The sequence below is a fragment of the Mesorhizobium huakuii genome (assembly GCF_014189455.1).
Classification (GTDB): domain Bacteria; phylum Pseudomonadota; class Alphaproteobacteria; order Rhizobiales; family Rhizobiaceae; genus Mesorhizobium; species Mesorhizobium huakuii_A.
The window spans coordinates 800162-817780 of sequence record NZ_CP050296.1 but is presented as its reverse complement, the minus strand read 5'-3'; the positions used below and the strand labels follow the sequence as shown (position 1 = coordinate 817780).

Sequence of the window (17619 nt, the reverse complement as noted above, 5' to 3'; positions counted from 1 at the left end):
TCAACAGGAGGAGAAACAAAATGACCTCGTTCATCCCAAAGATAAATCGATTTACTCTCGCTTTTAGCGTCGCCATGGCGCTGTGCGCCGCGAATTCGGCGAGGGCTGACGACGCCGAATACGGCGTGCTGATGAAGACGCTGGCCAACCCGTTCTGGGGCGCGATGAGCCAGGGCGTCGAGGCCGGGGCCAAGGGCGCCGGCGTCAAGATCTTCGAGCAGGCGGCCGAGAGCGACCAGGCGGCCGAGCCGCAGCTGAACCTGTGCAACACCATGCTGGAGCGCAAGCCGGCGGCGATGATCACCGCCGCCATCAACTCGACCAATCTTCTGCCCTGCCTGAAGGTGGCGCAGGAGGCCGGCGTCAAGATCGTCGACCTCGACAACAATCTCGACCAGGCGGTGCTCGACAAGGAAGGCATCAAGGTCACCTTCCATATCGGCTCCGACAACAATGCCGCCGGCGCGCAAGGCGCCGAATATCTCGTCTCCAAGCTCGGCAAGGACGCCAAGGGTCCGGTGCTGGTGATCGAGGGCCTGTCGGGCAACATCACCGGCGAGAAGCGCGCCAAGGGCTTTGCCGACAAGCTGAAGGAACTGGCGCCCGGCCTGGAGATCGTTGCCTCGCTGCCGGGTGACTGGGATCGCGGCAAGGCCGCATCGATCGCTACCGACACGCTGACGGCGCATCCCGACCTCGTCGCCATCTTCTGCGCCAATGACGGCATGGCGCTGGGCGCCGTGGAATCCGTCTACGCCGCCGGCAAGGGTCCGCAGGTGACCATCATCGGCGTCGACGGCAATTCCGATGCGGTGAAGTCGATCAAGGAAGGCCGGCTCAATGCATCCGTGGCGCAGCTGCCCTACCTCGTCGGCAAGCAGGCGGTCGAAAACGTCAAGAAGGCGCTGGCCGGAGAGAAGGTCGAAGACAGCATCGCCGTGCCGACCCTGGTGCTGACCAAAGAGGTCATCGACGCCGGCAAGGAGCCGATGCTGGAATACGTGAAGTAAGGAAGGGAATAGGGCAGTAGGGCAGTATGGCAGTAGGGGAACCAGACGGTTTGCGCGTCTCGGCTCTCTTCTGTTCACCTACTGCCCTACTGCCTTACTGCCCTACTGCCCTCTCTCAAAGGTGCAACCAATGTCATTCTGGTCCCGGGTGCAGCGCGCATCCGTCGAACGGCTTCATATCAGGCTGGAATCGCTGCTGGTGCTGGTGGCGCTCAGCGCCGTCATGGCGGTGCTGTCCCCGTATTTCCTGTCGCTGAGCAATTTCCTCAACATCCTGCTGGCGACATCGACGATCGGCGTGCTGGCGATTGCCGCCACCTTCGTCATCGGCTCGGGCGGGCTCGATCTGTCACTGGGCTCGGTCATGGGCTTGTCCGGCGTCGCCGGCGCCTTCGTCGCCGTCAATCTCAGCTGGTGGTCGCCGCTGGCGGTTCTCGCCTGCATCCTCGCCGGCGGCATTGCCGGCTATATCAACGGGCAGCTGGTCACCCGTGCCTTCGTGCCGGCGTTCATCGTCACGCTCGGCATGCTTGGCCTGGCGCGCGGGCTGGCGCTGGTCATCTCGCAGGGCAGGGCGATCTACGGCCTGCCACCCGAGATCGTCTATATCGGCCAGGGCCGGCCGTTCGGCGTGCCGATGCCGGTCATCCTGCTGGTGCTGACGGCTGTTGTCGCGCACTGCCTGCTCGCCTATACGCGCTTTGGCCGCCACACGCTGGCGCTGGGAGATAGTGAGGGTGCCGCACGCGCCGCCGGTATCCGCGTCGAGCATCATCGCCGCATCATCTACACGCTGTCGGGCGCGCTCGCGGGCCTCGCCGGGCTGCTGTTCACCGCCCGCGTCAATGCCGGTGACCCGACCGCCGGCATCAATTACGAACTGACAGCCATCACAGCGGCGATCATCGGCGGCACCAATCTGTTCGGCGGCCGCGCCTCGATCCTCGGCACCATGATCGGTGCGCTGATCATGGGCGTGCTGCAGAACGGGCTGACGCTGCTTGCCGTGCAATCCTATTACCAGCAGATGGCGATTGGCGCGGTGCTGATCCTGGCCGTCTTCATCGACCAGTACCAGGTGCGCAAGGAGTCACGCGTATGACCCTCCTTGTCCTCAACGGCATCCGCAAGAGTTTTGGCGCGGTCGACGTGCTGCATGGCGTCGACCTCTCGGTCGAGGCCGGCGAGGTGATCGGCCTGGTCGGCGACAATGGCGCCGGCAAGTCGACGTTGATGAAGACCATCACCGGCATTTATCGCGCCGATTCCGGCTCCATCCAGCTCGACGGCCGGGATATCTTGCCGCTCGATCCCGGCCAGCGGCGCCAGCTCGGCATCGAGATGATCTACCAGGACCTGTCACTGGCCAAGCAGCAGGACGTGGCCGCCAACATCTTCCTCGGCCGCGAACCGGTGAAGAAGCTGTTCGGCCTGTTTCCGTGGTTTGTCGACAAGGCCGAGATGGATCGGCAGGCGGCAAAGATGATCGAGCGGCTGGGCGCGCATCTGCCCTCGATCAACCGCTCGGTCGGCTCGTTCTCTGGCGGCCAGCAGCAGACGGTGGCGATTGCGCGTGCGCTGACCTTCAATCCCAAACTGGTCATCATGGACGAGCCGACGGCAGCTCTTGCCGTGCGTGAGGTGCAGAGCGTGCTCGACCTGATCCGCCGGCTGAAGTCGGAAGGTATCGCCGTCATCCTGATCTCGCATCGGCTGAACGACGTGCTGGCGGTCACCGACCGTATCGTCGTGCTGCGCCACGGCCGCGCCGAGGCCAATCTCACCACGGCCAAGACCAACATGAATGAAGTCGTCGGCCGCATCGTCGGCGGCGGCGACACCAGCGCCGCGGCGGCGCACGAACAGAGAGGCTGAGATGAACACCTTTGGACTGCACACTTTCGCCATCGCTCCGGTCTGGGATTTGGACCTGATCGAGCCGCAGATGGAGCGGCTGAAGGGGCTTGGCATCGGCCTGCTCGAAATCCCGCTGCTGCGTCCGGAAGAGATCGACACCAGGCGCACGCGCGCTTTCGCCGAGCGCTGGAATGTCGAGCTTATTCCGTCGCTTGGCCTTCCGGCTTCACTTGACGTGGCAGTACGGCCGGACGAGGCGCTGGCCTTTCTCGAACCGGCCTTTGGCGTCTGCGAAGCGGTGGGCAGCAGGGCGCTGGGCGGCGTCACCTATGGCACGATCGGCAAGACGTCCGGACGCGCGCCGACCGCTGAGGAAATAGACGGCATGTGCCGCTTCCTGGTGCGCGCGGCCAAGGCCGCCAAGGCACATGGGCTGAAGCTCGGCATCGAGCCCTGCAACCGCTACGAGACGCATCTGATCAACCGCGGCATCGACGCCACGCGCATCATCGAGCGCGTCGGCGCCGACAACATCTTCATCCATCTCGACACCTACCACATGCATATCGAGGAGGAGAGTTTCGAGGCCGGTTTCAAGGCGGCGGCGCCCCATCTCGGCTATGTCCATGTCTCGGAAGCCAATCGCGGTGTGCCGGGACGCGGCATGCTCAACTGGGCGGCCTGCATGAAAGCCATTGCCGATATCGGCTACACCGGCGCCATCACGCTGGAGAGCATGAACCATGTCGACGTCGACATCGCCGGCGGCCTCGCCGTGTGGCGACCGGTGGCGGAGAATCCGGATGATGTGATCGGCGTAGGCCTGCCGTTCCTGCGCGAGGCGGCGAGGAAGGCTGGGCTGCAGTTGGGGTGAGGGGGAAGGCCGAGCCACCTCTCCTCCATTTCATCTCCGCTATGCATACATCTTGTGTGACTGGCGTGACTGATCTGCCCGAGGCTTGATTGCCACGTGGTTCCCCCAATCCGTCGCTGCTTCGCAGCGCCACCTTCCCCCTCCGGAGGGAAAGGAAGGGAGCTTTGCTGGACGAGCGTTGACGGCAAAGAGCTTGGCGCCCTTCCTCTCCCCCGTCGATCGGGGGTCCGAAGGACGGGCGAGACCCGTGGCTCGCCCCGGCAGGTGGCTCGGCGAAGCCGAGACGGAGTGGGGGTCGACCAGCGCGGCATAAGACAATGCATGCGCCAAGCTGCCATGCACGCCATCGCCAAAGACCAGCCGCTTGGAAATGTGTGCATGACGTAGCCCATTCCATGGAGCGAGGAACCTAAATCCTGCGAGGCCGGCGTCCCGAGACAAGGTAGGCGCTTCCCTTCTCCTCGGGGGAGGAGAAGGGAGGATGCCTCTGCCTTCGATGGCGGGAAGAGAGTGGGAGGACCCTCACGCCATTCCGGGCTCCCGCCGCGGTCCCAAATGGCGCACCTTGCGGCCGATGATCATCAGCTGCCGCGCCGTGTTGTTGCGCAGGCGCCGCACGCGCCATTCCAGCCCGGTTTCGGTGGTGATCTGCTTGGCGTAGACGCTCACACGCATACCTTCCTCATCCGAAGCCACCTTGACCGGGTCGTCGTAGAAAGCGCCGATCTTGTCCGCCGCCATGCCTGGCGTTTCCAGCCAGCGCGGAATGTGAACCGAATGCAGCTGATCGACATCGATCATGACCCGCCCGATGCCGACGCCCGGCGTCGGGCAAGTCGTCACGAATGCATCGCCAATGAAGACGACCCCGTCGCGACGATGGCCTTGCGTCGTGGTCAGATTGACCTGCCTGACCTCGACGGGACTCGCCACTTCGAAATTGCCGCACTGCGCCGCTATTTCCGGCATCAGTTCGCAAAGCATCTTTTGCGGATCGGCGCGGAAATCCCGCGTCCACTGTTCGGCGACGGTGCGATAGACGAACATGTTCGCCCGCATCCTGTCGCCGATCGGAAAGACGGTGAGATAGGCGATGCGGTCCGAAGCCCGCTTGCCGTAGCAGGTGACGGCCCGATAGGCGCAATCACGCGGCGCAATGGCGAGGTCGAATCCCATCGACAGCGAATGCGCCTTCGACAGTTCGATGCGCTCGACACCGATGGCGCGCCGAACCAATTCGCTGTAGCCGGTGGCCACCACCAGCAGGCGGGCATTGATGACGGTGCCGTCGGCCAGCACGAGCCGCTGCCGGTCCGGTCCGGTCGAGACCTCGGTTACCTTGCCGACCGTTAGCGGTACCTGCGACGGCAAGGCATCGCGCAGGCCATTGATCAGCGCGCCGTAGGAAAATGCGTATTCCCACTTCTTTTCACGTGCGAAGAATTGACCGAGGCGGAAGACATCGATGTCGGTAAACGGGGTGACGAGAGGCATGACCATCTTGTCGAGACCGAGCTTCTCGAACAGTCGCATCTGGTTCGCGCCGATCTTCTCGGCCCGGAACTCGTCGTGATGGACGCGGTGCGGGTCGATCAGCGCCACCTTGCGGCCGGCGTTTCCCAACACCGTTGCCAGGGTGGTGCCAGCCATTCCGGCGCCAATGATCGCCACGTCGACTTCGGTCGGGGCAGCCTCAGCGGGGGTCATGTCACTGCCCTTTCTGCTAGTCATCTTCCATCTCCACAATCTGTGGTGGAAAATATCTTCCAGCCTTTTATCAACCTCAAGCAACCCACGCGCGTGCCCGGTAGTAACACTTGTTTACCTTAACGGCGGACCTGCTGTTTCCAGCGCGGCGCGATCGCCGAGCCGTCGATGAATTCCAGGCCGCCCGCCTCGTTGAGCGTGTGCAGCTTGCGCCCATTCCATAGCGCGCCAGGAGTTAAGATGGTCTCGACGACCTGCTCCATGCCGTTCAAATCAAGGTGAGCGACGCGTGCGATGCCAAGGGCGGCGCCATAACTCCTGCGGCAATCCTGCACCGGACGCAGCAATTGGCCGTTGCGTTCGACCATGCGGCCGGCCGGCCGCGCCGAGGCGATGTCGACCAGCACGGGATTTTTGGGATGCGGCGTCCACGGCCCGCGAAAATCCGGCGCCGACCACAGATGCAGCGCGTCGGAGAAGGCGCCGCCGCCGTCGCGGACGGTGGCGAACAGCCACCAGCGTTCGCCATGCTCGACCAAGGTGGCGTCGCTGGCGACGATGTCGGACAAGAGCGTCGCTTCCTTGACCCATCCGCCGGGGAAGGCGGTGGCGCGGTAGAGGTCGACCGTGCGGTTGGCGCAGCTTTCCGGCACCATCCAGACCTCACCGTCGCGCTCGAAGACGAAGGGGTAGGAGAGGTGGTAGGGCAGGTCGAGCACCGGCTCAGGGCGTCCGATCGGCCCCGATGGGCCGAAGGGCACGGCGGAGATGATGGCCCGGCCCAGACGGTGGATATAGTCCTCGACGAACAGCGTCACTTGTCCCTGATAGAGGATCGGGAACGGATCGGCGTAGAAGCGGCTGCCGTCGTCGGGCAGCTCTTGCCAGCCCGATGCCGGATGCGCGCGCAGGTCGAACAGGTCGCGGCCATTGGTCTGGCGCCAGCCGACCTTCCAGTGTGGGGCGTTGTAGCAGAGGTGGTAGATCTTCTGGACGACGCGCCGCGCCAGCGCCTTGCCCGCCCTGATGCCGAGCTTGGTGGGCGAGGGTATCTGCGGCGAGGCACCGGCCTGCGCCGGCTCAGGCAGCACCGGCATGGTCCGCGCCGCGCCGGTCATCGCCGCAAGGATCAGGCTTGCGGTGCGCGCCAGCATGTCCTGGAAGGCGGCGAGCGCGATGCCGCCATATTCGGTGCCCAGGCGTCCTTCGGCGACGGTGGCGCCGTTCTCCTCGATGCGGGCAATCGGCGTGCGGCCGTCGAGGATCAGCGCCAGCAGAGCCGCTTCGCCGGCGGCGCCGTCATAGGTGACGCGCCAGACGCGCGTTCCTTCCGAGCTCACATCGCCGCAGAGGTCGATCACCAGGTCAGGGGAGGTGGGTGGCTGGGTGCGATAGGAAGCGAGCGCCGACAGCGGCAGGCGCTTGGCCAGCCCGTCCGCCGGCAGGCCATGGAGGACCGTCTCAAGCTGGAACAATGCCGCGACGCCGCCTGGAATGCCGCCCCCGGCAGGCCTGGCGTCGACGGACATCTCGACCTGCGCCAGTGCCGCCAGCCGCTGCAGCAACAGCAGGTGAAAAGCACGGACGCACTCGCTGTCCAGGCGCAGGCTCACTTGCATGTCGCACCCCTGGCGTTTTGATGTTCGGTATCTGGCCGGTGTTCGATATCAGGGCAGGGGAGATGGCGGCACGGCAGGGCTGGACTTAAGTGCTGCCCCATCTCCATTCGTCTCCTGCTCGCTCGCGCCCGTATCAGCGCCTGAGCCTAATATTACGCAAACTCCGTGCCAAAAATGCGTAAACTGCCAGCCGAAAATCAGACGAGCTCCCAACATAATTAACAGTGTTTTAACAGTTGAAGGAATAGCTAGGCTGAGGCCGCAATTTAATCTTTTGGGGCACATGGAGTGTTGTCGGAGCGACCTTTGCAATCATCCCTGCTCTCGTTGCCGCAACAACATGCTCCGGAGGCGATGCAATATGCTGCCCCGGAGCCCGTGCCGACGGCGTCCTATGCATCCTCGACCGTCGAGCTGGGTGACCTGAAGCGCATATTGGTGCGCCGTCGTTTCCTGATCATCGCCACCGCCGCGCTGCTGACCCTTGTGACGCTGGCCTATGGCTTGCTCACGCCGGCGCTGTACAGCTCGGTGGCGGAAATCATCATCGATCCGCAAGACCTGCAGGTGGTCACCAACGACGTCAATCCGAGCCGCGTTCCGCCCGACGGCGGCATTACCATGGTGGAAAGCCAGGTCAGCGTCGTCCAGTCGACGGGCGTGCTGCTCAAGGCCATCGAGGCAACCAAGCTGACCGAGGATCCGGAATTCAACGGGCAGGGCGGGTTGCTGAGCCGTTTGCTCGGCGGCGTGCTGGGCTCGGGGTCGGCCGAAACCGACAGGACGGGCAAGACACTCGATGCGCTGCGCCGGGTGCTGGCGGTGAAGCGGGCCGACAAGGTTCTGGTCCTCGACGTGATCGTCACCGCCAAGAGCGCCGACAAGGCGGCGAAGCTCGCCAATGCCATCGCGCAAGCCTATCTGGCCGACCACGCGAGCGCGCGCGCGAAGATGGCGACGGATGCTTCCGATTCCATCACAGCGCGGCTGGACGAACAGCGCAAGCGCGTGCAGAAAGCCGAGAATGCCGTCGAGGCCTACAAATCCGCCAACAACATGGTGATGGCGGCGGGCAACCTGGTCAGCGACCAGGAACTGACCGAGATCAACACGCAGCTCTCGGCCGCGCAAAGCCGCACCGCGGCGCTGAAGGCGCAGGTCGACCAGCTGCGCCGGTCCGGCGGCGCGCCTGATGCGACCTCGGAAGCGATGCGCTCGTCGGTGATTTCGAGCCTTAGGGCGCAGGAGGCGACGCTCGTCGACCAGGTTTCGCAGCTCGGCACGGAACTCGGGCCGCGCCACCCTCGATGATCGCCGCCCAGCAGCAGCTGCGCGACACGCGCGCGCTCATCGCGCGCGAACTCGGCCGCATCGGCGCCGCCGCCGAGACCGATTACGAGCGGGCGCTGGCCAACCAGCAGGCGCTGGAAGCCAAGGTCGCCGGCATGAAGAGCAAGTCGCTCGACACCGACCAGGCCTCGGTCAAGCTGCGCGAATTGCAGCGCGATCTCGAAGCCGTGCGCTCCGTCTATGCCACCTATCTGCAGCGGGCGCAGGAAACGCGCGAGCAGATCAATGTCGACAGCACCAATGCGCGCATCATCTCCGAGGCCATGCCCGCCTTGAAGAAGAGCTGGCCGCCTTTGCCGCTGCTGCTGTTCGGCGCCCTCTTCGGCGGGCTGGGGCTGGGCACCGCGCTGGCGCTGATCGCGGAATATTCCTCGCCGACCGTGCTTTCCAGCGCGCAGATGCAATCGGCCATCGACGCGCCGGTGTTTGGCGTGCTGCCGGCAAGGTCGGGCGGTGGCCGCCGTTGGTGGCCTTTCGGCGGCGCCACCGCCGCGGCGGGGCAGAAGACGGATGCGGTCGCGGGCCTGGCGCTGCGGCGCCTGTTTGCTTCCAGCCGGCGTCCGCCGAACTGGCCGCTGGTGCCGTCCGTCCTGCTGACGTCGCCGCCGGAAGACGCCGCGCATCGGGGCCGGGTGGCACGCCTGCTCGCCAATGCCGCGGCAGCCAGGGGCAGCCGCGTCCTGTTCATCGACACCAATGCCGGCAGCGGCAAGAAGGAGCCGCAGCCCGGTCTCCTCGACGTGCTGCGCGGCGAATACGCCTTCGAGGCGCTGAGCCACTACACGGCCGGCAGCAATGTCGCGGTTCTGGGCAGGGGCCGGCAGACGGCCGTCTTCTCCGAGGCGCAGGGCGTCTATTTCACGCAGCATATGCTGGCCCAGGCGGGCCGCAACTTCGACCTCGTCGTCGTCGACGGCGGCGCGCTGGCCGACAATCTCAACGCCTCGCCGCTGGTCGCCATGGTCGACGAGATCGTCATGGTCGCGACGCTCAACTCGACGCCGATGGCCGACGTCACGGCGGCCTCGCAGGCCATTTCCGTCATGGGGCGGTTGCCGACCGGCGCCTTGCTGGTCGACGAGGCGGCCTGACATGGCTGCGATCCGGGCCACCAACCCGGCAGCCGGCTGGGCCGGTTCGGGTCAAGTCGCCGGCAGCTCCGTCGACTGGCTGACCAGCTTTGGCCTGGTCGCAACGGTGGCGTTGCTGTTCAGCATCTCCGGCGGCATGCTGTGGCTGGTGGGCTACAATTACGACGGCCTGACCGGCAATCCGGCGACCAAGATCCATCCGTCGACCTACCTGCTCGTGCTGGTGTTTGCCTGGCGCGCCTGCACCTTCGGCAATCCGATCGGCTATATGGTTGCCGTCGCCGACCGGCGGCCGGCCAGCACACTGATGGCGGTCATCTCGATCGTGCTGCTGTTCGTCGTCATCGCCAGGCAGCGTCCCGGCATGGCCGGCATGATCGACACCTTCGTGGCGCCGGCGCTGCTGGTGATGATGCTGGGCGAGGACGACGAGAAGACATTCGCTCGGATGCAGACAGTCGTGCATGCGATCATGACCGTGAACGCTTTGCTCGCTTTGTTCGAGTTCGCCAGCAAGACGCTGATCTTTCCCTATCGCCTCGACGGCGAGGTGTTCATGGCCGACCTGCGCTCGACGGCGCTTCAGGGCCATCCGCTGTCCAATGCCACGGTCACCTCGGTCTATGTGCTGGCGCTGCTCTCCGGTTCGCGATCGCTGTCCATGCCAGTGCGGCTCGGGCTGATCGGCCTGCAATTCGCGGCGCTGGTCGCGTTTGGCGGCCGGTCCGCGATGGTGACGACGATCGTGCTCGGCGGTTGCTACTTGCTTATCCAGGGCCTGCGTAGCCTGCGCACGGGGCGTGTCAACCTGCTTGGCGCGGCCCTCGGCCTCATCCTTGCCGCGCTGGTGCCGGTGGTCATCGCGGTCGCGGCGTCATTCGGTTTCTTCGACGCGCTGCTGGAGCGCTTCGTGTCGGACAGTGGCAGCGCCAATGCCCGCGTCGAGATGTTCGAGCTGTTCAACCATGTGGAACTGCGCGACCTGATCGTCGGGCCGGACATCGACCTTATCGAAAGCCTGCGCCGCATCAGTGGTCTCGAGCAGGGCATCGAGAACCCGATCATCCGCCTGGTCCTCTACCAGGGCGCCTTCTTCACCTTGCTGTTGTTTGTCGGCTTCGCCCTGTTCATGCACGAAGTGGCGCGCCGCTGCCATTCCGGCATCTGGCTGACGATGCTGGGCTGGCTGATCCTGCTCAACACCTCCGAGAGCCTTGCCTCGAAGACGACGCTGATGACCAAATTCGTGGTGATCGCGCTGGTGCTTTATAGGCCGGCAAGAGGTGTGGGGCAGAGGGTGCAAGCCGGGCGAAGCTAGCGCTCTACGGCGCCCCCCTCTGTCCTGCCGGACATCTCCCCCACGAGGGGGAGATCGGATACATGCCGGCCTTCGCCAATCGCCTACGTTGCAAGGAACGAGCTGGCGCCAAAGCTGCCAATCTCCCCCTGGTGGGGAGATGTCCGGCAGGACAGAGGGGGCGCCAAGGAACGCGACGGCTGCCTACAAGGAACGGTGCCTATTCTGCGGGCATCCTCAACCCAAGCGCCTCGACCATCTCCGGGTCCAGCGCGTGCGTGGTGTCGTCCATGATGCCGTCAAAGAGGTCCCAGAACGCCAGGGGAAATCCGCCGCGCCAGCGCTTCTCCCAGCGGCCATTGTCAAGCGCAACACGCCAGGTTTGGACCGTTGCCTCATCTGATCTTCGCGACATGGATACCAGGCACTTAGTCGCAAAAGTCCTCCCAGAAAAAGTCGGACGCGGCTCTCTGGAATGAGAAGATTGCGCAAAGGATTCATGGCAAGGGTGGGGCAATTTGGTTCCAGCCATCGAGACCCGCCCAGTGAAGATGAAGCCGTTTCTCCTCGCCTCCGCATCGATCCTCGCGCTCCTCGCCGCGCCCGCGGTGGCGCGAGCCAGTTGCCCCCAGCTGTCCCTCAGCAACCAGACCTACACCAATGCGACGGCGATCTGCCTGGTCAGCACGAGCGGCGTTGTCGACCTGACCAACACCAATACGGGCATGATCGGCGGCGTTCGGGATACGGCGAGCACCGACACCACCACGATCGACAATGCCGGCTCGATCAACGGCTCCTCGGCAATACGGTTGCAGGGAACGCTGACCCTGACCAATCGCTTGGGCGCCACCATCTTTGGATCGAGCGGAGCCATAAACGTGGGCTCTGGCGGCATCACTACGATCGTCAACGATGGCAGGATCGAAGGCGCGTACGCCCTCGATGGGGACCACTACCTTGACCTGACGAACACAGGGATCATGGCGGGGCAGGCATTCGGCATCGACGGCTACACGGTGAAGGCGACCAATTCCGGCACGATCTCGGGCGGCTACTTCGCCCTCAGGGCCATCGGCGACCTGACCCTGGACAATTCGGGCGACATCGTCACGGACACCGACCCATCGACCAACAGCACGGCTGTCAGGGCCTGGGGCGGAACCACCGTGATCACGAATTCGGGGCGCATCTGGACCGACAGCGGCTATGGGATCCACGCCGAAGTCTACATAAAAAACACGCCGGTCGGCTCTTTCAGCCTGACCAATACCGGCACGATCGGCGGCGACATCGGAGTCTATACGGTCTTCAACGGTTTCACCACTGTCGGTGCGACTATTGTCAATTCCGGCACGATTTCGGGCGCTTCGGCGGCTATTTGGACCGGCGGCGACCTGACACTCGACAATTCGGGCTGGATCTCCGCCATCGGCAACTCGGGCAATTGGAATGGTGTCGCGGCCCACGGCGTCACCACGAAGATCACCAATTCGGGCAACATCTACAACTCAGGCGTCTATGGCACGGGCATCGTCGCCGACGGCACCGACGCCAACACGTCCCTGGCGTTGACCAACAGCGGCACGATCACCGCAACATTCGGCGTTTCCTCGCAGGTCGTCACGACGACGATCGACAATTCGGGAAGCATCACCAGCACGGGGGGCGCTGGCGTCTACGCGGACAGCCCGGCCGCCAACGCGTCCCTGGCGTTGACCAACGGCAAGAGCGGCACGATCACCGGCGAGTACGGTGTCGATTCGCTGGTCGACAAAACGACGATCGGCAATTCGGGCACGATCACCGGCGTCTACGATGCCGGCGTTTATGCCGAAAACGCGGCCGCCGACGCATCTCTGACGGTGACCAACAGCGGCACGATCACCGGCGCGTACGGTGTCCATTCGCGGCTCGCCACGACGACGATCGACAATTCCGGGACCATATCCGGCACGTTCGGCCAGGCGTATGGCGTGTATGCGGAAGACGCTGCCGCCGACGCGTCCCTGGTATTGACCAACAGCGGCTCGATCACCGGCGACATCGGCGTCGTCTCGCTGGCAACGACAACGATCGCCAATTCCGGCACGATCGCCGGCGCGACCTATGGCATCGAAACTTACAACTTGGTCGCCAACGCGTCCCTGGCGCTGACCAACAGCGGCACGATCACTGGCCCGTCCGGCGTCTTTTCGCAGGTCACCACGACGATCGACAATTCGGGGACGATCGCCGGTACGGGTGGCTTTGGCGTCTTTGCCGCCTACGCACCCGCCAATGCGTCTCTGGCGTTGACCAACAGCGGCACGATCACCAACGACTCCGGCGTCTATTCGCGATTCGCAACCACGACGATCAGCAATTCGGGGAGCATTACCGGCACGAATGACGATGCCATCTCTGCTAATTCCGCGGCCGCCAATGGGTCCCTGGCATTGACCAACAGCGGCACGATCACCGGCTTGCACGGCGTCTATTCGCTGGCTGCCACGACGACGATCGACAATTCGGGGACCATCGCCGGTTCCGATTCCGGAATCTACGCCAATGGCATGCTCGCGCTGACCAATAGCGGCCTGATCTCCGGTGCCAACGCGGCGGTCCTGTTGAACAGCAACGGCAATAGCATCGGCCTGGACAAGGGCGCTCGCTTCGATGGTGTCATCGACTATGCCGGCACCACCGGCAACACCACCCGCTTCGGCCGTGGCAGCTGGGTCCTCGACGTCGCCAACTACGATGCCGCGGACAACGCGATCGTCACCGCCGGCAGCGCCTATGTCGTGAAGGAAAACCAGATCATCGTCGCCGATGGTTCCGCGGTGCAGGCCAGCGCGCGCAGCGCGCTCGACATCACCCGCTCGCTCTCGGGCATCGCCAGCGACGCCCTGTCGCTGTCGTCCTCCTCCCTGCCGGTTGCCAGTTCCTCCGGCGGTGCGCTCGCCTATGCCGACGACAATGCCGTCGACAGGGCATTTACCTCCGCGGCGCTGACCGGCTCAGGCCAGGAAAACGCGTTCTCGGGCTTCTCGAACGGCGCCGTCGGCGACGCCGCCGGCAACATCGTCTGGTCGCGCGTCCTGGCCGGGCGGAGCGTCGCTTCGCAGGACGCGGCCAGCGCAGCCTCCTGGATGAATTTCGTCGGCGCTGCCTTCGGCGGCGATCATCGCTTCTCGGACACGCTGCGCCTCGGCGGCTTCTTCGGTCTCGCGGACAGCCGGACCGACGGCAATTCCTCGCTCAAGTCCAAATGGTACTATGCAGGGCTCTATGGCAGCTGGTCGCCCGGTGCCGCCTTTGTCGAGGGGAATGTTACTGGCGGCTATGCCAAGAACCGTTCCGAGCGCATGGTCACCAACGGCCTCGCCACGGAAACGGCCAGCGGCGACTATGGCTCGACTTTCGTCTCGCCTGAACTCGCCCTTGGCTATCGGGTCGCCCTGCAGCCCGGCGTCAGCCTGACGCCGCAACTGCGCGTCCGCTATCTCGGCGTCGACGCCGAGGGCTACGGCGAAACCGGCTCCAGCGCCGACATGACGGTGTCCTCGCACTATACCGGCTTCCTGGAGGAGCGGGCGCTGGCCAAGCTTGAATTCGACAATGAGCGCTGGAGCCTCTCCACCACCCTCGGTGTCGTCGCCCTGCAGCGCGTCCAGGGCTCGGGCACGGATGTCAGCCTTCTCGGCATCGCCTCGACAGTGGCGGAAGGCGACAGCAACCTCTTCGGCATCAGCTTTGGTCTTGGTGGCAACTGGAAGATGACCGACACCGTCTCGCTCTACGGCGCCATCAACGGCACGGCCTTGAACAACAATGCCAGCATCGACACCAATGTCGGGGTGAAGATGGTGTTTTGAGGGGCGGCGGGCTGCTCTAAAGTGTGAGCTTTCGGGAGGTTGTCCATTCGGACCGGACCGGGGAGACTGGAGTTACCAGGCTTCAGCAGGTAGCGCTCTACGGCGCCCCCTCTGCCCTGCCGGGCATCTCCCCCACTTGGGGGAGATTGGCAGTTTCGGCGCCGGCTCTCCCTTGCAGCATAGGCGATTGGCGAAAGCCGGCGCGTGTTCGATCTCCCCCCTTGTGGGGGAGATGTCCGGCAGGACAGAGGGGGGCGCGAAGGAACTCGACGATAGCCTGTATGGAGCGGTGCCTACTGCGGCATCCTCAACCCAAGCGCCTCTACCATCGCCGGGTCCAGCGCGCGCTGGTGCCGTCCATCATGCCCATGCCGTCGAAGAGGTCCCAGAAGGCCCAGGGGGAAGCCGGCCGCCTCGGCGCTCTGCCTGACATCTGATATGTAGCGGGCGCGGTCGGGGTTTGGCGCGGCGACATAGTGGGCGTCGGTGCGCAGGGCGCCGAATTCGCCCATGATGACGCGCTGCGGCGCGATGCCGTTTCTGTCGGCCCAGTCGCGCGCCTGGCTGAGATATTTGTCGATGAACCAGCGGTCGGGCTTAGCGTCGAAATAGACTTTCAGCACGCGCTCGGTTTCCGCATAGGCGGCCTTCTTGTCGGCTTCGGAGGTCTCGGTATCCCCGGCCATGCGTGCCTTGACGGAGGTCAGCGTCTGCTCAAGCGAACCGGCGGAGGCCGGCCATGGCACGTTGTTCAGCGCGTGATAGACCGGCTCGCGCATCCACGGCGCGCCCTGATGGCTGAACAGATAGGGCTCATAGAAGTGGAAGGTGAACAGGATCGGCTCGAAGGCAGCCAGCGGCGCCGGATCGAGTGCCAAGAGCCCCCTCACCATCGAGCCGCAGCCGCCGGTGACGACCAGCGGCAAGGTCCGGGATGACGCCCTGGCCGCCGTCAGCAGGGACGCCTGGACTTGCGACCAGACGTTGGAATCGCAGGATTGCGCCGGTTCGTTGACCGGTTCCAGCGCCACCATGCCTGGCGTGAACCGGTCCAGCCTGCCGGCAAGCTCGCCGACCAGCCCGCGATAGGCCGCGAATTCGGGTGCTTCGGTGCTGGAGACCATGCGATCGGGGTTCCAGTAGTGGGTGGCGCCATTGGCCTGGACGTTGACGATGATGCCGAGACCAGCGTCGAGCGTGGCGGCGACGGCGGCGTCCAGCATGTCCAGCAACTTGCCGCGGGTAGTGGCGTCTCCGGCCAGGAATGGGCCGGGATCGACGGGCAGGCGGATGAAGTCGAGCCCTGTCTGGCGCAGCCGGCGGAGGTCGTCTGGGGTTGGCACCGGCCGCTGCGACTGGAAGGGCGGCCAGTCATAGTCGGTGCGCGGTGCCGGAAATTCGCGCGTCAGCGCAAACCAGGGCCAGGCGTTGACACCGCGGCGGAATGGCCATGCGCCGACGGCGGCATGAGCGGATGGCACGGAAAGCGGCGCCAGAGCAGCGGCGGCAGGCACCAGCGCCGTTGACAGCGCGGTGCCGAGAACCCGCCGTCGCGACCAGTCCGTCATACCGCGCCGGGCGAGGGGCGTTCGATCGCGGCCGTTCTTGGGGCGCTCACGCCGAGAAGCCGGTAGGCTTCGTTCTCATAGGCCAAGAGGACATCGTCCCAGCGGAAGGCTTCGCGGGCGCGTGTCCTGGCGGCCTCGCCGCAGGCCTTGACCAGCGCGTCATCCTCCATCGCCTGCTGCATCCGCTCGGCGCAGCTTTGCGTGTCGGTGAAATGGATGGCGGCCGCACCCGCGACCCATCTGTTGTAGGGATTGTCATGCGCGATCACCATGTTGCCGGCGGCCAGCGCCTCGACCAGCGACGGGTTGGTGCCGCCGACCGTGTGGCCATGCATATAGGCGCGGGCGTGATAGCGGAGCGCCTTGACCGCCGCCTGGTCATAGATAGCGCCGGGCAGCACCACCGAGGCGTTCGCCGCCTTGCGGACCGCGACGTGATAGGGAATCTGGTCGGACAGCGTGCCCAGCACCACCAGTTTCATGTCGCGCTTCTGGCTGCAGAAAGCTTCGACGATCGGCAGGATGTTGTTGTCGGGCTCGATCCGCGCGATCGAGATCAGGTATTTTCCAGGCTCGAGGCCGAGCGCGCGCACCGGCGCCTCGGGCGCCGCTGTCACCGGGTCGGCGCCATAGGCGATGGTGGCGATGGCGCTGCGCGGCCGGCGCGTCGCCAGGTGATCGGCAATCACTGGATGGTCGGCGACCAGGCGGTGCGAGGCCCAGGCGCCGATCCACTCGTTGAGCCAGAACCATGTGCGCGCCGCGCGCCCCCATTTGGGGCGGCGCCACTCGATGCCGTCCATATTGGTGATGACCTTGCGCCGCATCAGCCTGAGCCAGGTCAGGAAGACCGCGCCATTGTAGCCGAGCACAAGGCAAACGCCGGGCCGCCGGGCGGCGTCGAGCACGCATTGCCAGTCGAATTCCAGCGTCGCGCGCGGGCCTTTCGAGGCGACCTGGACGTGAATGAGGTCGATGCCGCGCCATGTGTCGACGCGCACCCTCTGGTCGACCCGCTCGACCTCCTCCTGGCAGTAGACGCCGACCTTCCAGCCGCGCCCGGCCAGAAACAGCGCCAGCTTCTCGGCGAAGGTCTCGAAGCCGCCATGGGCGGCGGGGATGCCGCGCGTCCCCAGGATCAGGATGGAAGGCTGTTCCGATTTCATGGCTGCTTTCAGGTCCGCTCGATCCGCTGACTGTCTCATCTTAAAACCGCAGCCTTGCAATATCCCTGCCAGGCGCGATTCCAGCCATTGTCGCACCCGGGTTGTAAAATATTTGTTCCAACCGCCGTGGTTGTTTCATTATCGGTCAACCTTCCCAACGTATGTGTATCGAAACGAGGCGATGCCGGGGCTTGTTGACCCGCAAATGGATATATTAGCT

The 17619-nt window shown here is 64.9% G+C and carries 12 protein-coding genes and 1 pseudogene; 8 read left to right on the top strand and 5 right to left on the bottom strand.

Features of this window, described 5'->3' with window-relative positions; all coding sequences use genetic code 11:
• The first annotated feature begins 20 nt into the window (after positions 1-20).
• The 4 genes from HB778_RS03935 (at position 21) to HB778_RS03920 (ending at position 3741) form a co-directional block, all read left to right on the top strand.
• Positions 21-1010 carry a sugar ABC transporter substrate-binding protein gene (locus tag HB778_RS03935; RefSeq protein WP_244661804.1) on the top strand — a complete coding sequence of 330 codons (990 nt, stop codon included), beginning with the start codon at positions 21-23 and terminating at the stop codon, positions 1008-1010.
• A gap of 130 nt (positions 1011-1140) precedes the next feature.
• On the top strand, positions 1141-2112 hold the full coding sequence (locus HB778_RS03930; protein ID WP_183461638.1) for an ABC transporter permease: 972 nt from the start codon (positions 1141-1143) through the stop codon (positions 2110-2112).
• Positions 2109-2885 carry an ATP-binding cassette domain-containing protein gene (locus HB778_RS03925; protein WP_183461636.1) on the top strand — a complete coding sequence of 259 codons (777 nt, stop codon included), beginning with the start codon at positions 2109-2111 and terminating at the stop codon, positions 2883-2885. The genes HB778_RS03930 and HB778_RS03925 overlap by 4 nt, the downstream gene beginning before the upstream one ends.
• Before the next feature lies 1 nt (position 2886).
• Positions 2887-3741 carry a sugar phosphate isomerase/epimerase family protein gene (locus HB778_RS03920; RefSeq protein WP_183461633.1) on the top strand — a complete coding sequence of 285 codons (855 nt, stop codon included), beginning with the start codon at positions 2887-2889 and terminating at the stop codon, positions 3739-3741.
• 522 nt (positions 3742-4263) lie between these two features.
• On the opposite strand, the gene HB778_RS03915 is transcribed toward HB778_RS03920, so the two are convergent.
• Positions 4264-5472: an FAD-dependent oxidoreductase gene (locus tag HB778_RS03915; protein ID WP_183461631.1), complete on the bottom strand. Its 1209-nt coding sequence runs from the start codon at positions 5470-5472 to the stop codon at positions 4264-4266.
• A gap of 95 nt (positions 5473-5567) precedes the next feature.
• Entirely contained in the window at positions 5568-7067 is a 1500-nt protein-coding gene (locus HB778_RS03910) for a glucosamine inositolphosphorylceramide transferase family protein (RefSeq protein WP_183461630.1), read from the bottom strand.
• Positions 7068-7421: 354 nt separating this feature from the next.
• On the opposite strand from HB778_RS03910, the gene HB778_RS41245 reads away from it, so the two are divergent.
• Genes HB778_RS41245 through HB778_RS03900 form a run of 3 tightly spaced genes read left to right on the top strand, consistent with a single transcriptional unit; the run spans position 7422 to position 10826 of the window.
• A complete protein-coding gene (locus tag HB778_RS41245; protein WP_244661803.1) occupies positions 7422-8378 on the top strand; it encodes a GumC family protein in 957 nt (318 codons plus the stop codon).
• On the top strand, positions 8375-9508 hold the full coding sequence (locus HB778_RS41240) for a GNVR domain-containing protein (RefSeq protein WP_244661802.1): 1134 nt from the start codon (positions 8375-8377) through the stop codon (positions 9506-9508). Before HB778_RS41245 ends, HB778_RS41240 begins: the two co-directional genes overlap by 4 nt.
• A gap of 1 nt (position 9509) precedes the next feature.
• Positions 9510-10826 carry a VpsF family polysaccharide biosynthesis protein gene (locus HB778_RS03900; protein ID WP_183461628.1) on the top strand — a complete coding sequence of 439 codons (1317 nt, stop codon included), beginning with the start codon at positions 9510-9512 and terminating at the stop codon, positions 10824-10826.
• Between the two features lie 199 nt (positions 10827-11025).
• Here HB778_RS03900 and HB778_RS03895 read toward each other — a convergent pair whose 3' ends face one another.
• Positions 11026-11337, bottom strand: coding sequence for a hypothetical protein (locus HB778_RS03895; protein WP_183461626.1), 312 nt, complete (start codon positions 11335-11337; stop codon positions 11026-11028).
• A 19-nt stretch (positions 11338-11356) separates the two neighbouring features.
• Here HB778_RS03895 and HB778_RS03890 point away from each other — a divergent pair, with 19 nt between their 5' ends.
• Positions 11357-14665: an autotransporter outer membrane beta-barrel domain-containing protein gene (locus tag HB778_RS03890; RefSeq protein ID WP_244661959.1), complete on the top strand. Its 3309-nt coding sequence runs from the start codon at positions 11357-11359 to the stop codon at positions 14663-14665.
• Positions 14666-14958: 293 nt separating this feature from the next.
• On the opposite strand, the pseudogene HB778_RS03885 reads toward HB778_RS03890, so the two are convergent.
• Positions 14959-16233, bottom strand: a pseudogene (locus HB778_RS03885) (glycoside hydrolase family 5 protein).
• Entirely contained in the window at positions 16230-17399 is a 1170-nt protein-coding gene (locus HB778_RS03880) for a DUF1972 domain-containing protein (RefSeq protein ID WP_183461622.1), read from the bottom strand. The pseudogene HB778_RS03885 and the gene HB778_RS03880 overlap by 4 nt, the downstream one beginning before the upstream one ends.
• Positions 17400-17619: the final 220 nt, after the last annotated feature.